A 14,473-nucleotide genomic window follows, 5' to 3' on the forward strand; every position below is an offset into this window, starting at 1 on the left:
CCACCACCCTTGCCAGGTTTGCGTCCGTTCAGCGCCGACGGCGCACGATGCCGACACCCGCCAGGCCGAGACCGAGGAGCGCGAGGCTCGCAGGCTCCGGGACGTCGAGCGGGGGTTCGGGATCGGGGTCGGGGTCCGAAAGGACGGCGGTGAAGCCGATGTTGTTGAAATCAACCTGGCCGTTCGAGCCGGTGAGCCACGCGTTGACGTAGCGGACGTTCGTCGGGAAATCGAGCGCGTAGTCCTCCGGCGTGATGGGCGTGCCGTCGCTGCCGTCGGTGTTGCCGAGACGCGGCTCCTCGGTGAGGGAGCCGACGAGTGCCCATGCGTCGTCGTAGAACGTGAACACGATCTCGTCCACGTCGTAGCTTTCGCTGTGGTAGTTCCAGAAGTGCATGGTCGAGAGGTCGTATTCCGCGCCGAAATCGAACACGAGTTCGAGGTGTCCACCGCTCACCCACACATGGGTTGAGGGCGACCGGTGAAACTCCGGCGAAGTCGCCGTCGGGGCATCGATGACGTTCGCGAGCGAGGCGGCGATGTTCAGGTTCTGGAACGGGCCATTCGTCGGGTTCGCAAGAACGTCCGCGTCATGGCTGTCACCCAGCGAAACCGTAACGCCCGATGCGGCATTGAGGTAAACAGGGGCAGCCATTGCCGCCATCGGTAGCGTCGTCAGCGCGGTAAACACCGTCGCCCGCATCACATGCTCGATCCAAAACGATTTCACTTGGCCCTCCTCATTACAATTGCCTGTCGGCACCGTCGGGAAGAGGCAATGCAAGCGACATGCCATATTTTCAAAACGAAAGGATTCGAGCGGATCGACAGAAATCAGGCCAACAGCTTGATTTTCATTTTGTAAATTTTACCGACAGCGCGCAATCAGCGCGAGCGCGTGATCACGTGAAGACCCATGGCGAGCCAGCCCAGACCGATCGCCCCAGCCACAAGGCCGCCGAACTGGAGGGGCTGAAGCAGCGCGGGGAGGATCACGAACGGCGCAGGAAGACACAACGCGCCGAGCACCCGGCGTCCCGACCGAATGAGCGCGATCGCGCTGCCGCCCGAAGCAAGCGCAAGCAGCCCAAACTTGATCCACACGGGCCAAGCGAGCAGGGCAAGGGCATTGCCGGGGGCGGAGAGGTTCGCGGTGATGTGGAGAAGCAGAAGATTTTCCACCGCATCGCTTGCCGCCGCGACGAGGCCGAACGCGCCGAAAACTAGCCAGATGGGGCGTTTCCGATCCTGCGCGATACCAGCGAAGACACTGAAGACGAAGAGGCCGTAGATCGGCATGAACAGAAAATCGAGCCGGTTACCGCGGTCCATCGCAGCGATCCGCGCCGGGTCAGTCGGGACGCCGAAGATGTGATCGAGATGCGCCGGTGTCCGCGCGAACTCGAAGACGAGCACCGGGCTTTGCACGCGCGCCTCTGGAAGCGGCGCGGCGAGCGTCTTCGGAAACACCACCTGCAGGATGGCGAACATCAGGATGACAAGGCCGAACAGAACCACGGTCGTGCGTCTGTCGGCCAGCCAGTTCATGGGGGGGCGCCTATCCCGGCTTGCCGTCGCGCCGCGAGATGAACGCCAGGCGTTCGAACAGCATGACGTCCTGCTCGTTCTTGAGGAGCGCGCCGTGGAGGGGCGGGATCAGCTTCTTGGGATCGCGCGAGCGCAGTACCTCAAGCGGCAAATCCTCGTGCATGAGGAGCTTCAGCCAATCGAGCAGCTCGGAGGTGGACGGCTTCTTCTTGAGGCCCGGTACGTCGCGGATATCGTAGAAGACGGAGAGCGCCTCGCGCACCAGCTCCTTCTGGATGTCAGGGAAATGCACGTCGACGATCGCCTGCATCGTCTCGCGGTCCGGGAACTTGATGTAGTGGAAGAAGCAGCGGCGCAGGAACGCGTCCGGCAGTTCCTTCTCGTTGTTCGAGGTGATGATGACGATGGGACGCTCGGCGGCCTTCACCGTCTCGCCGGTCTCGTAGACGTGGAACTCCATGCGATCGAGTTCCTGCAGGAGGTCGTTCGGAAACTCGATGTCGGCCTTGTCGATCTCGTCGATCAGCAGCACGGGGAGGACAGGGGAGGTGAACGCTTCCCACAGCTTGCCCTTGCGGATGTAGTTGCGGATGTCGTGCACGCGCTCGTCGCCGAGTTGGCTGTCGCGCAGACGGCTGACGGCGTCGTACTCGTAGAGACCCTGCTGCGCCTTGGTGGTGGACTTGACGTGCCATTCGATGAGCGGAGCGCCCATCGCCGCGGCAACTTCGGCCGCGAGCACGGTCTTGCCCGTTCCGGGCTCGCCCTTCACCAGCAGTGGACGCCGGAGCGTCGCCGCCGCATTCACGGCAACCTTGAGGTCGTCGGTTGCGACATAGCCGCTGGTGCCTTCGAAACGCATGAAATTCTCCGCTGATGCCCGTTCGCGTTCGGCCTAAAGCGAGAAAGCCGAACGGGCAACCGCCTGTTTGCGATAGGAGGCTCAGCCGAGGCGCTGGGCGTGGCGCGCTTCGAGGAGGTCGAAAAGCTGCGCGTGGAGGCTGGCAAGCTGCAGCGCGCCGAACTCGATGGCACGACGCACGCGCACATCGTCTGCATGGCAGGCGAGCGCGTCGAACGCGCCATCCACGGGCCACGGGTCTGAAAGCCGCTCGTGGCGATCGTAGCCGAGGTGCTGTGCCGCGCGGGGCAAGCGGCTGCGCACGGTCTGCCAATCGAGCACGAGCGTTACCGCCGCGCCGAGCGCGCAGCCCATGCGGTTCGATTTGGCGAGCGTCAGCATGGCATCGCGCTGGTCGCGCACCACCTGTTCTGCGGTGCTGATGCCCTGGAGATCGAGCGCGCCGCCGGTCATCGCGGCAAGCCCGGCCATCCAGCGGCGGTCTTGATCGAACGCCACGCCCGCGCTGCGCAGCCACGAGGCAGCGGGTTCATCGGCATTGAGCCGCGCGATTTCGAGCACGCTCGGAAGCTGCCCGTGCAGGATAACAAGAAAATGTGCCGCGTCGGCAACAGCCTGCAGCGGCCGCGCGACCGCGCCTTCGGAAAGCGCACGTAAATGCGCGCTGCCGCCGGCGCCGCCATCTCGTAGCGCGCCGATCACCGCCGCAGCGAAGCTGCGCGAATCGGCTACGCTACCCGCAGCCCGCAGGGTCTTCTGAAGTTGGTCCATGAAGGTTGGGACCACCGCTGGCGCCATTTGCCGTCGTCTCCGCATCCGCTGCCCCGCGGTTCTTACCGCCGGCGCGAAGCGTAGAGTGCTCAACGTAAAGGGAGCCTTAATCCGTGCTGCCCTTTTTTACAGCGCGCCGCCGCCATGCGAGGAAACCGAGACCCGCCGCGACGAGTCCAAGGCTTGCCGGCTCGGGAATGTCGGTGCCGTTGTCCGGGAATTCGAAGTTTCCGCCGTAAGGCGCATGGTGAAGCTCGCCGCGAAGCTTCGCCGATGAGGAGAACTTGATCTTGCCCGTGTTCGGGAAGAAGTCGGCGGAGAGCGAGATGACCGAAACGCCGCTTTCATTGGGAAGGCTCGGCGTGATCAAAAATCCGTTCATGTGATCGCCGGGACTGTAGCGATCATAGCCGACGCCGGCGTCGAGCGCGGCGAGATCGGCTGAGAACTGGATGAAATCGGACTTCTTGAGCGTGCCGCCCGGCAGATCGCCGAGCGCTTTCGTGCTGCCGCCGCCGCCCTGAAAATCGATCGCGGGCGAAACGCTGCCGCCCACATAGGCGTCCCCGCGCTTCACCTTGGCGTTGTTCGAGACATTGCCCGTGACAACGAGGCTCGCCTTCTGGGCATTGGTCCCCTTGGAGGCGATCTGAACCGCGCCCGCGTTGTAGTTGCCGTCGACGTAAACCGCGCCTTCGATGTCGCTGGAGAGCGTGACGTCGCTGAAAGCGATGAGATTATAGTCTTTGAGAGCCTGGATCGGGCTCGCGAGAGCACTGGACGACGCAAACAGGAGCGCTGCAACAACCGCGCTGCCAAAACCGGATTTCATGATCGCAGACCCTTGTTCGTTCTTCATGGCAAAACGGCGGACACCGCTGCGCCCGCCGTCTAACCGTGATTTGATTAAAGTGACATGAACCAAATGTCTTAGGGCTGAATGTCGATCCGCCCTAGGTGTCGAGGAAGCTCCGCATCTTGCGGCTGCGCGTCGGGTGCTTGAGCTTCCGAAGCGCCTTCGCCTCGATCTGACGGATGCGTTCGCGCGTCACCGAGAACTGCTGCCCGACCTCTTCGAGCGTGTGATCGGTGTTCATGCCGATGCCGAAGCGCATACGAAGCACGCGCTCCTCGCGCGGGGTGAGGCTGGCGAGAACCCGCGTCACCGTTTCCTTGAGGTTGGCGTGGATCGCCGCGTCCACGGGGATCACGGCGTTCTTGTCTTCGATGAAGTCGCCAAGGTGGCTGTCTTCCTCGTCGCCGATCGGCGTTTCGAGGGAGATCGGCTCCTTCGCGATCTTCATGACCTTGCGCACCTTGTCGAGCGGCATCGAGAGACGCTCGGCCAGTTCTTCCGGCGTCGGCTCACGGCCGATCTCGTGCAGAATCTGGCGGCTGGTGCGGACGAGCTTGTTGATCGTTTCGATCATGTGGACGGGGATGCGGATCGTGCGCGCCTGGTCGGCGATCGAACGCGTGATCGCCTGCCGGATCCACCACGTGGCGTACGTGGAGAACTTGTAGCCGCGCCGGTACTCGAACTTGTCCACCGCCTTCATCAGGCCGATGTTGCCTTCCTGAATGAGATCAAGGAATTGCAGACCGCGGTTCGTGTACTTCTTGGCGATGGAGATGACGAGGCGAAGGTTCGCCTCCACCATTTCCTTCTTGGCGATCCGCGCCTCGCGCTCGCCCTTCTGCACCATATTGACGATGCGGCGGAACTCACCGAGCTCCACGCCCGTCTGCTGTGCGATATCGGCGATATCGGTGCGGATCTTCTCGACCGTGCCGCGCTCGCTCTGTGCGAAATTGGCCCACTTGTCGTCCATGCGCGAAACGCGGTCGAGCCAGCTCTCGTCGAGCTCGCTGCCCATATACTCGTCGAGGAACGACTTGCGGTTGATGCGGTAACGCTCGGCGAGACGCAGCATGTTGCCGCCAAGCGTCATGAGCTGGCGGTTGTAGCTGTAGAGCTGATCGACGAGGAACTCGATCTTGGCGTTGTGGAAGTGCACGGCCGCGACCTTCAGGGTCAGCTCCTCGCGCAGCCCCTGATACTTCTTCTCCTGCGCCTGCGGGAACTCCTCACCGGAGTTGAGCGCTTCGAGGCGGCCTTCCTGGAGTTTCAGGAAGCGCTTGTAGAGAGAGGTGATCTCGGCGAACTGCTCAAGCGCCTGCGGCTTCAGCTGCTCTTCCATCTGCGCGAGGGAGAGCGTGTTTTCCTCGTCTTCTTCTTCCTGCTGCGGCTTGGCGCGCTTCTCGGTGTATTCGTCTTCCTCGTCGGCGTTCTTCTCCGGCTCAGCTTCGGGCTCGTCGTCGTCCTTCAGCTCAACGCCGCTCGGCAGATCGGAATCGCTGTCGTTCTCCACCTGCTCGTCGGACGGCCCGCTGTTCAGCATGGCGTCGAGGTCGAGGATTTCGCGAAGCTGCATCTCGCCCGCGTTCAGCGCTTCGGACCACGCGATCATCGACGTGAAGGTGAGGGGGCTTTCGCAAAGCCCCTCGATCATCGTGTTGCGGCCCGCTTCGATGCGCTTGGCGATGGCGATTTCGCCTTCGCGCGACAGCAGCTCCACCGCGCCCATTTCGCGCAGGTACATGCGCACCGGATCGTCGGTGCGGTCCAGCACCTCTTTCTTCTTCTCGATGACGTGCAGCGCCGGCTTCTCGTCGCCGTCGATCTCCTCGGCCTCGGCCTCCTCCTCCGCTTCGGCCTCCGGCTCATCGTCGCCGGTGTCCTCGTTCTCGGTGAGGTTGATGCCCATCTCAGAGAGCGCGGACATCACGTCCTCGATCTGCTCGGACGACATCTGATCCTGCGGCAGCGCCGCGTTCAGCTCGTCATACGTCAGCCAGCCGCGCTTCTTCGCCTTCGCGACCAATTTCTTGATCGACGCATCGTTCATGTCGATGAGCGGCGCGCCGTCGGCTTCGCCGTTCTCGTCCTTACCCTTGGGCTTCGCCGGTGCTTTGGTCGCCATCCAGGTTCCGTTCCTTCATGGGCGCCGACGTATCATCCCCGCGTCGCGCCTCTGCCAAATCGATAAGTTCTCGTTCGACACGCGCCTTTTCAGCGCGAAGCCGTTGTTGTTCCTCGAATTCCGACTGGACCAGGGAATCGTAGCGCGCACGCAGATCCGCCAAATCCTCATCGATGCGTTGCAGCGCCATAAGGTGGCCCACAACACATGCCAAGTCCTGATCCGCAATCGCGGCGGGCGTCCGGGGTCGCGTGAAGCTGAAATCGAGGCGGTTGCGAGCATATCGCTGTTGCCTGATGTGTTCCGCGTACTGACCGAGCCCTTGTGCCGCTAGGTCGTGTGCCAGCGCATCTTTGTCAAGATCGGGATTACGCGAAACTGCGGCAAAAATTGCAGTTCTCAGCGCCGTGAGCTGAGGATCGGCGATATAAAGGCTCGCAATGTCTTCCGCGTGCGCCTCTGCGAGTTCAGGCCTGTCGAGCAGGCCGCGAAAAATCGCGTACATCTGCTTTTGCGTGCCTTCGACCCCTGCGCGCTCTTTGAACGCGCTCGACGCGCCGCGAACGACGGGCATGAAGCGGTTTTGCCGCCGCGCCTGAAACATCGCATCGAAGCGTTCGCGGAACTCGCTTTGGTAGAGCGAGGCGACGGTCTGGTTCTGAATCGCGTGTGCGTGCTCGAACAGGCGCTGGCGGACGGCGGCGCGGCGTTCGGGCGTGGCGGTGTCGACGCCCTCTGTCTCCGCCCTCCAGAGCGTATCGATCAGGCTCGCCGCGCCGTTCACGAGGTCCGTGAACGCGGAAAGTCCGCGTGCCTTGGCGAAATCGTCGGGGTCCTGCCCCTGCGGCATGGTGATGAAACGCAGCGACTTGCCGGGTTCGAGCAGGGGGAGGGCGCGCATCGCGGCGCGGATCGCCGCGCGGCGCCCGGCGGCATCCCCGTCGAAGCAGAGCACCGGCTCGGGCGCGACACGCCACAGCAGCTTCATCTGATCCTCGGTGAGCGCGGTGCCCATCGGCGCAACAGCCTCCGCGAAGCCGACCTGCGCGAGGCCGATGACGTCCATATAGCCTTCGACGACGACGATGCGGCCCGACTTGCGCGCGGCCGGGCCGGCCTTGTCGAGGTTGTAGAGCAGGCGGCCCTTGTCGAAGAGCGGCGTGTCGGGGGAGTTCAGGTACTTGGGCTCGCCCGCGCCGATGATGCGCCCGCCGAAGCCCACGACACGCCCGCGCGGATCGCGGATCGGGAACATCAGGCGGCCCCGGAAGCGATCGTATGGCTCGCGGCCTTCGGCTTCGATGACGAGGCCGACTTCGATGAGTTTGCGAACGTCTATATCGCCGAGCGCGGCCTTGAGCGCGCCGCGGCTGTCGGGCGCGAAGCCGAGGCCGAAGGCTTCCACGGTGCCTGGTTTCAGGCTGCGCTTTTCGATGTAGGCGCGCGCGTCCGCACCGCCGAGGCCGGAAAGCTGCTTGCGGAACCAGTCGCTTGCGGCACCGGTGACGTCATGAAGTCCCGCCGCAGCCTTCGCCTTCGCACGCGCCTCCGGGTTTTCCTCGGGCATCTCCAGCCCGGCTTCCGCCGCGAGGCCCGCCACGGCATCGCGGAAGCTGAGGCCTTCCTGCTCCACCACGAAGCGGATGACGTCGCCATGGGCGCCGCAGCCGAAGCAGTGATAGAAAGCCTTGTCGTCGTTGACGTAGAAGCTCGGCGTCTTCTCGTTATGGAAGGGGCAGCAGCCCTTCATCTCGCGCCCGGCCTTGAGCAGCTTCACCCGACGCGCCACCACGGACGACAGGCTCACCCGGCTCCTGATCTCGTCGAGGAATTGCGGGGGGATGCTCATGCGGGCAGGGCTATCCCGCCAGCGCGGCTTTGACGATTCCGCTGACCGTGCTCATGTCGATCTGCCCGGCGTGGCGCGCCTTCACCTCGGCCATCACGCGGCCCATGTCCTTGGGGCCGGCGGCGCCGATCTCGGCAACGATGGCGGCGACGGCGGCTTTCACCTCGTCCGGGCCCATCATGGCGGGGAGGAAGGATTCGATGACCGCAAGCTCCGCTTTTTCCTGCGCGGCGAGCTCTTCGCGGCCGCCCTGTTCGAACATGGTGATGGATTCGCGGCGCTGTTTGCCCATCTTCTGCAGGACATCGACGACAATAACGTCATCGTCCGGCACGGATTTCGCCGTGCGCAGCTCGATGTCGCGGTCCTTCAGCTTCGCGAGGATCAGGCGCACGGCTGCCAGCCGTTCCTTCTCGCCCGCCTTCATGGCCGCCACCTGCGCCGCCTTGATGTCGTCGCGAATCATGCTTTTCTTCCCTTTAAGAGCAAGCGGTCCGTCTAGCCGCCAAAAAGGCAAAAGAATAGATTGACGCTCCGGACCCTCGCCAATAGCTAGGCGCCTTAGCCACAAAGCACGAAACCAGAGTCGAAGGGGCCAGACCACGTGTCCGACGCCAAACCCGCGCGCGCACCCAAAGGAGCCACGGGGGTATTGATTCTCGCGGACGGCACAGTGATCTGGGGGCACGGTTTCGGCGCCGAGGGTCACGCGGTCGGCGAGGTTTGCTTCAACACCGCGATGACGGGCTATCAGGAGGTGATGACCGATCCCTCCTACGCCGGGCAGATCGTTACCTTCACCTTCCCGCACATCGGCAATGTCGGCACGAATGCCGAGGATGTGGAGGCCGATACGCCCGCTGCCGTAGGCTGCGTGGTGCGGCAGAACGTGACGGCGCCCAGCAACTTCCGCAGCGCCGAAGGCTTCGACGCGTGGATGAAGCGCAAGGGGCGCGTGGGCCTCTCAGGCGTCGATACGCGCGCGCTGACGCGCCGCATTCGTGAACTCGGCGCGCCGAACGCGGTGATCGCGCACAGCCCCTCGGGCACGTTCGACATCGACGCGCTGCTCGCCGAGGCAAAGGCGTGGCCGGGCCTCGAAGGCATGGACCTTGCCAAGGACGTGACGCGGAGCGCGCGGCAGGATTGGTCCGGCGGGCCGTGGCATCTCGGAAAGGGCTACGGCGAAAGCGCCGGTGAAGGCAGGCCGCATGTGGTCGCCATCGATTACGGCGCCAAGAACAACATCCTGCGCAACCTGACGGCGGCAGGCGCGAGCGTGACCGTGATGCCCGCGAGCGCGACCTTCGAAGAGGTAATGGCGCTGCGCCCGGACGGCGTGTTCCTGTCGAACGGCCCCGGCGACCCTGCCGCGACCGGCGAATATGCTGTGCCAGTCATCAAGAAGCTGCTCGACGCGAACGTGCCGATCTTCGGCATCTGCCTCGGCCACCAGCTCCTCGGCCTCGCCGTGGGCGCGAAAACCGCGAAGATGCATCAGGGCCATCGCGGCGCGAACCACCCGGTGAAGCGGCTCTCTGATGGTCTCGTCGAGATCACCAGCATGAACCACGGCTTCGCGGTGGACGCCGACACGCTTCCCGCGAACGCACGGGCGACGCATGTCTCGTTGTTCGATGGTTCCAACTGCGGGCTCGAACTCACCGACAAGACGGCGTTTTCCGTCCAGTATCACCCCGAGGCGAGCCCCGGTCCGCAGGACAGTTTCTACCTCTTCGAGAAGTTCGTGAAGGGACTGCAGTAAAACCATGCCCAAACGCACGGACATCTCCTCCATCCTCATCATCGGCGCAGGCCCCATCGTCATCGGGCAAGCGTGCGAGTTCGATTATTCGGGTACGCAGGCGTGCAAGGCGCTGCGCGAGGAGGGGTACCGGATCATTCTGGTGAACTCGAACCCCGCGACGATCATGACCGATCCGGACATGGCGGACGCGACCTATATCGAGCCGATCACGCCGGAGATCGTCGCCAAGATCATCGAGAAGGAGCGGCCCGACGCGGTGCTGCCGACGATGGGCGGGCAGACGGCGCTGAATACGGCGCTGGCGCTGGCGCGCGACGGTACGCTTGAAAAATACGGCGTCGAGCTGATCGGTGCGGATGCCGAGGCCATCGACAAGGCCGAGGATCGGCTGAAATTCCGGCAGGCGATGGACAAGATCGGGCTGGAAAGCGCGCGGTCCGGCATCGCCCATTCGCTCGACGAGGCGTTCGAGGTGCTGGAGCGCACAGGGCTTCCCTCGATCATCCGCCCCAGCTTCACGATGGGCGGCACCGGCGGCGGCGTCGCCTACAACCGGCAGGAGTTCGAGGAGATCGTGCGCGGCGGGCTCGACGCCAGCCCCACCACCGAGGTGCTGATCGAGGAATCGCTGCTCGGCTGGAAAGAGTATGAGATGGAAGTCGTCCGCGACAGGAACGACAACGCCATCATCATCTGCTCGATCGAGAACGTCGACCCGATGGGCGTCCACACCGGCGACAGCATCACCGTCGCCCCGGCGCTGACGCTGACCGACAAGGAATACCAGATCATGCGGAACGCGAGCATCGCGGTCCTGCGTGAAATCGGCGTGGAAACGGGCGGTTCGAACGTCCAGTTCGCAGTCAATCCGAAGGACGGCCGCCTCGTCGTCATCGAGATGAACCCGCGCGTCTCGCGCTCTTCGGCGCTCGCTTCGAAGGCGACGGGGTTCCCGATTGCGAAGGTCGCGGCGAAGCTTGCCGTCGGCTACACGCTCGACGAGATCGAGAACGACATCACGGGCGCGACGCCCGCGAGCTTCGAGCCCACCATCGATTACGTCGTCACCAAGATCCCGCGCTTCGCGTTCGAGAAGTTCAAGGGGGCTTCGAATACGCTCACCACGGCGATGAAGTCCGTGGGCGAGGTTATGGCGATCGGCCGCTCGATTCACGAAAGTATGCAGAAGGCGCTGCGCGGCCTCGAAACCGGACTCACCGGCTTCGACGAGGTCGAGGCGCTGATGGGCGCCGGAAACGACGAGGTGGAAGCCGCGCTCGCGCTTCCGACGCCCGACCGGCTGCTGGTCGTCGCCGACGCGATCCGGCGCGGGATTTCGGATGCCGATATTCACCGCCTGTCCGCTTACGACCCGTGGTTCATCGCGCGTATCCGCGAGATCGTGGACGCCGAGGAAAAGGTTCGCGAGAACGGCCTGCCGAGGGACGCTGAGGGTTTCCGCGCGCTGAAGGCGATGGGCTTTTCGGATGCGCGGCTCGCAACGCTCGTCGGCTGGCACGAGGCTGCGGTCGCCGAACAGCGGCGCGGGCTCAATGTCCGCCCGGTGTTCAAGCGCATCGATACCTGCGCCGCCGAGTTCGAGGCGAAGACGCCCTATATGTATTCGACCTACGAGGCGCCGAGCTTTGGCGTGCCCGAGGACGAGAGCCAGCCTACGGACGCGAAAAAGGTCGTCATCCTCGGCGGCGGGCCAAACCGGATCGGGCAGGGCATCGAGTTCGACTATTGCTGCTGCCACGCCTGCTTCGCGCTCGACGAGGCGGGTTACGAAACCATCATGATCAACTGCAACCCGGAGACGGTCTCCACCGACTACGACACGTCGGACCGCCTGTATTTCGAGCCGCTCACCACCGAGGATGTGCTTGAAATCCTGCATGTCGAGATGTCGAAGGGTACGCTCGTCGGCGTCATCGTACAGTTCGGGGGGCAGACGCCGCTGAAGCTCGCGCAGGGGCTTGAGGACGCGGGCATCCCGATCCTCGGCACCTCACCCGACGCGATCGACCTTGCGGAAGACCGCGAGCGCTTCGCGAAGCTGGTGGGCGATCTTGGTCTCAAGCAGCCCTCGAACGGTCTTGCGCGCAGCCTCGAAGAGGCGATCCGCGAGGCCGACCGGATCGGCTATCCAGTGCTGCTGCGCCCGTCCTACGTGCTCGGCGGCCGCGCGATGGAGGTCGTGGAGAACCAGACGCAGCTCGAAACCTACATCGCGACCGCAGTGAAGGTGTCCGGCACCTCGCCCGTGCTTGTCGACCAGTATCTGCGCGATGCGGTCGAGGTCGACGTCGATGCGCTGTCGGACGGCAAGGATGTGGTTGTCGCGGGCGTGCTTCAGCACATCGAGGAAGCGGGCGTCCATTCGGGCGACAGTGCCTGCTCGCTGCCGCCCTACAGCCTGGCCGCAGACATGATCGCCGAGATCGAGCGGCAAACCGTGGCGCTTGCGATCGCGCTGAAGGTCAAGGGCCTGATGAACGTGCAGTATGCCGTGAAGGACGGCGAGGTTTACCTCATCGAGGTGAACCCGCGCGCCAGCCGCACGGTGCCGTTCGTGGCGAAGGCCATCGGGCGGCCGATCGCGAAGATCGCCGCGCGCGTGATGGCGGGCGAGGCGCTCGCCTCGTTCGGCCCGATCAACCGCGATATTCCCTATATCGCAGTGAAAGAGGCCGTGTTCCCGTTCGCGCGCTTCCCGGGCGTGGACCCGATCCTCGGGCCGGAGATGAAGTCGACAGGCGAGGTGATGGGCATCGATGTCGATTTCCCCACGGCCTTCGCGAAGAGCCAGCTCGGCGCGGGGACGACGCTGCCCGATACCGGCACGGTCTTCGTTTCGGTGAAGGATACCGACAAGCCGGTGATCCTTGCCGCTGCCAGGGGGCTGATAGAGCTCGGTTTCCGCATAGTCGCGACTTCGGGCACGGCGAGTTACCTTGCGGAGCAGGGGATCGCGGTGGAGCCGGTCAACAAGGTGCTGGAAGGACGGCCGCATATCGTCGACCGGATCAAGGACGGCGACATCGACCTTATCTTCAACACCACCGAGGGCGCACAGAGCCTGAAGGACTCGCAATCGATCCGCGCTTCGGCGCTTTACGGCAAGATTCCGTATTATACGACGGCGGCGGAATCGCTGGCGACAGTGATGGCCATCCGCGCAATGCGTCAACAACCCCTTGCAGTCCGGTCGCTGCAATCTTACTATTCTGATCTCGATACCTGATCCCCGACAGTTCTGGCTAAGAGACGGCGGATTTTCCGGCGGAGGGTCGGTTTGCCGGGGGAGTAGGCTAGGAGTGGGTTACGAACATGGCGACGCTTGAAAAGCTTCCGATCCTGCCGTCCGGTCATGCGAAAATGCAGACCGAACTGCAAAAGCTGAAGACGGTTGACCGTCCCGAGGTGGTGCAGGCCATCGAGGAAGCACGTGCGCACGGCGACCTTTCCGAAAACGCCGAGTATCATGCCGCGAAAGAGCGGCAAGGCCAGATCGAAGCGCAGATCATCGAGCTGGAAGATCAGCTCGCCCGCGCGCAGGTGATCGATCCGACAACGCTTTCGGGCGACAAGGTGGTGTTCGGCGCCACGGTCGACCTTCTGGATGAAGACGATAAGCCCGTCGTTTACCAGATCGTTGGCCCCTACGAGGCCGATGCCAAGCAGGGCCGCATCTCGTACACGTCCCCGCTCGGCCGCGCGCTCATCGGGCGCCGCGTCGGTGAGGAGGTCGAAGTTTCGACCCCGTCCGGCGACAAATATTACGAGATCGTCAAACTCAACTTCATCTGAAAGGCGGAAAGCCGGTGGAAGCTGAACGCGTGGATCTCGCGACCCGCGCGATCATTATCGCCTGCGTTCTGATCCAGCTCGCGGTGACGCTTGGCGGCCCCGGTTTCGAGATGGCGATCAGCATGGGCGGGGGTCTGATCCCGGCGCGGATCGGGGGCAGCCTCGTCCTCGATCATGCGATCCCGGCACCCGCAACGCTCGTATCCTCGATTTTCCTGCATGGAAGCTGGGCACACCTCGGCTTCAACATGCTGTTCCTCGCGTGGATCGGCCGTTTCGTCGAGGCGGTGCTCGGCCGCTGGCGCTATCTGCTGCTGTTCTTCGTCTCGGGCATCGCGGGCGGGCTCGTTCAGGTCGCGCTCGATCCCGGCTCGCCGATCCCGGTCGTGGGCGCGAGTGGCGCCATTTCCGGCGTATTTGCCGCGCACGCGATGATCTTCGGGCGTTCAGGCGGGAAGGGCGAGTTCGCGCGCGCGCTTCAGCTCGCCGCGCTCTGGATCGGCCTCCAGGTCGCGACGGGACTCGTGCTCAACACGGATGGCGGCGGCATCGCGATCGGCGCGCACGTTGGCGGCTTCGTGGCGGGCCTGATCGTCGCCCTGCCGCTCGCCCGCGCTGCGATCGCGCGACGGTTCCGTTAGGCGGAGGGGTCCGCGTCGGGCTCCAGCAGCCGGTGCAGGTGCACCACGACATACTTCATCGCCGCATCGTCCACCGTGCGCTGCGCATTGGCGCGCCACGCGTTTTCCGCGCTCTTGAAGTCTGGAAAAATGCCGACGATGTCGAGCGCGGCGAGGTCTTCGAACTCGAGCCCGCGCGGGTCCGCGACGCGTCCGCCGAACACGAGGTGGAGTTTCTGTTTTTCAGTCTGGTCCATG

At 64.1% G+C, this 14,473-nt stretch carries 13 protein-coding genes; 4 read left to right on the forward strand and 9 right to left on the reverse strand.

Features of this window, described 5'->3' with window-relative positions; all coding sequences use genetic code 11:
* Positions 1-28: 28 nt before the first annotated feature.
* The 8 genes from AAC014_RS12255 to AAC014_RS12290 form a co-directional block, all read right to left on the reverse strand.
* Positions 29-730: a PEP-CTERM sorting domain-containing protein gene (locus AAC014_RS12255; RefSeq protein WP_339708882.1), complete on the reverse strand. Its 702-nt coding sequence runs from the start codon at positions 728-730 to the stop codon at positions 29-31.
* A 155-nt stretch (positions 731-885) separates the two neighbouring features.
* Entirely contained in the window at positions 886-1,548 is a 663-nt protein-coding gene (locus AAC014_RS12260) for a hypothetical protein (RefSeq protein ID WP_339708884.1), read from the reverse strand.
* Between the two features lie 10 nt (positions 1,549-1,558).
* Positions 1,559-2,410, reverse strand: a complete 852-nt coding sequence (locus AAC014_RS12265) for a MoxR family ATPase (RefSeq protein ID WP_339708886.1) — start codon at positions 2,408-2,410, stop codon at positions 1,559-1,561.
* 81 nt (positions 2,411-2,491) lie between these two features.
* Positions 2,492-3,196, reverse strand: coding sequence for a hypothetical protein (locus tag AAC014_RS12270; RefSeq protein ID WP_339708888.1), 705 nt, complete (start codon positions 3,194-3,196; stop codon positions 2,492-2,494).
* A 91-nt stretch (positions 3,197-3,287) separates the two neighbouring features.
* Positions 3,288-4,013 carry a collagen-binding domain-containing protein gene (locus AAC014_RS12275; RefSeq protein ID WP_339708890.1) on the reverse strand — a complete coding sequence of 242 codons (726 nt, stop codon included), beginning with the start codon at positions 4,011-4,013 and terminating at the stop codon, positions 3,288-3,290.
* Between the two features lie 121 nt (positions 4,014-4,134).
* On the reverse strand, positions 4,135-6,165 hold the full coding sequence (rpoD, locus tag AAC014_RS12280) for an RNA polymerase sigma factor RpoD (RefSeq protein WP_339708892.1): 2,031 nt from the start codon (positions 6,163-6,165) through the stop codon (positions 4,135-4,137).
* On the reverse strand, positions 6,131-8,014 hold the full coding sequence (gene dnaG, locus AAC014_RS12285; protein ID WP_339708894.1) for a DNA primase: 1,884 nt from the start codon (positions 8,012-8,014) through the stop codon (positions 6,131-6,133). The genes rpoD and dnaG overlap by 35 nt, the downstream gene beginning before the upstream one ends.
* A gap of 10 nt (positions 8,015-8,024) precedes the next feature.
* The gene (locus AAC014_RS12290; protein ID WP_339708896.1) at positions 8,025-8,480 is read right to left on the reverse strand and encodes a GatB/YqeY domain-containing protein; all 456 of its coding nucleotides are present in this window, start codon (positions 8,478-8,480) and stop codon (positions 8,025-8,027) included.
* A gap of 138 nt (positions 8,481-8,618) precedes the next feature.
* On the opposite strand from AAC014_RS12290, the gene carA reads away from it, so the two are divergent.
* From carA to AAC014_RS12310, 4 genes are all read left to right on the forward strand, one after another.
* Entirely contained in the window at positions 8,619-9,779 is a 1,161-nt protein-coding gene (gene carA / locus AAC014_RS12295; RefSeq protein WP_339708898.1) for a glutamine-hydrolyzing carbamoyl-phosphate synthase small subunit, read from the forward strand.
* A 4-nt stretch (positions 9,780-9,783) separates the two neighbouring features.
* Positions 9,784-13,029 (forward strand): carbamoyl-phosphate synthase large subunit, encoded by a 3,246-nt coding sequence (carB, locus tag AAC014_RS12300; RefSeq protein WP_339708900.1) that lies wholly within the window; start codon positions 9,784-9,786, stop codon positions 13,027-13,029.
* Between the two features lie 86 nt (positions 13,030-13,115).
* Positions 13,116-13,595 (forward strand): transcription elongation factor GreA, encoded by a 480-nt coding sequence (greA, locus tag AAC014_RS12305; protein ID WP_293777592.1) that lies wholly within the window; start codon positions 13,116-13,118, stop codon positions 13,593-13,595.
* A gap of 14 nt (positions 13,596-13,609) precedes the next feature.
* Entirely contained in the window at positions 13,610-14,236 is a 627-nt protein-coding gene (locus tag AAC014_RS12310; RefSeq protein ID WP_339708904.1) for a rhomboid family intramembrane serine protease, read from the forward strand.
* On the opposite strand, the gene AAC014_RS12315 is transcribed toward AAC014_RS12310, so the two are convergent.
* The gene (locus AAC014_RS12315; RefSeq protein ID WP_339708906.1) at positions 14,233-14,472 is read right to left on the reverse strand and encodes a DUF4170 domain-containing protein; all 240 of its coding nucleotides are present in this window, start codon (positions 14,470-14,472) and stop codon (positions 14,233-14,235) included. The two genes, AAC014_RS12310 and AAC014_RS12315, sit on opposite strands and share 4 nt — an antisense overlap.
* Position 14,473: the final 1 nt, after the last annotated feature.

Origin of the sequence: uncultured Sphingosinicella sp. (genome assembly GCF_963974575.1) — a bacterium.
Classification (GTDB): Bacteria; Pseudomonadota; Alphaproteobacteria; order Sphingomonadales; family Sphingomonadaceae; genus Sphingosinicella.

What these genes read in the sequence shown, in the direction of transcription:
- AAC014_RS12260 (WP_339708884.1), bottom strand. Translation starts at nt 1,548, where the DNA reads ATGAACTGGCTGGCCGACAGACGCACGACCGTGGTTCTGTTCGGCCTT.
- AAC014_RS12265 (WP_339708886.1), bottom strand. Translation starts at nt 2,410, where the DNA reads ATGCGTTTCGAAGGCACCAGCGGCTATGTCGCAACCGACGACCTCAAG.
- AAC014_RS12275 (WP_339708890.1), bottom strand. Translation starts at nt 4,013, where the DNA reads ATGAAATCCGGTTTTGGCAGCGCGGTTGTTGCAGCGCTCCTGTTTGCG.
- rpoD (WP_339708892.1), bottom strand. Translation starts at nt 6,165, where the DNA reads ATGGCGACCAAAGCACCGGCGAAGCCCAAGGGTAAGGACGAGAACGGC.
- dnaG (WP_339708894.1), bottom strand. Translation starts at nt 8,014, where the DNA reads ATGAGCATCCCCCCGCAATTCCTCGACGAGATCAGGAGCCGGGTGAGC.
- AAC014_RS12290 (WP_339708896.1), bottom strand. Translation starts at nt 8,480, where the DNA reads ATGATTCGCGACGACATCAAGGCGGCGCAGGTGGCGGCCATGAAGGCG.
- carB (WP_339708900.1), top strand. Translation starts at nt 9,784, where the DNA reads ATGCCCAAACGCACGGACATCTCCTCCATCCTCATCATCGGCGCAGGC.
- greA (WP_293777592.1), top strand. Translation starts at nt 13,116, where the DNA reads ATGGCGACGCTTGAAAAGCTTCCGATCCTGCCGTCCGGTCATGCGAAA.
- AAC014_RS12315 (WP_339708906.1), bottom strand. Translation starts at nt 14,472, where the DNA reads ATGGACCAGACTGAAAAACAGAAACTCCACCTCGTGTTCGGCGGACGC.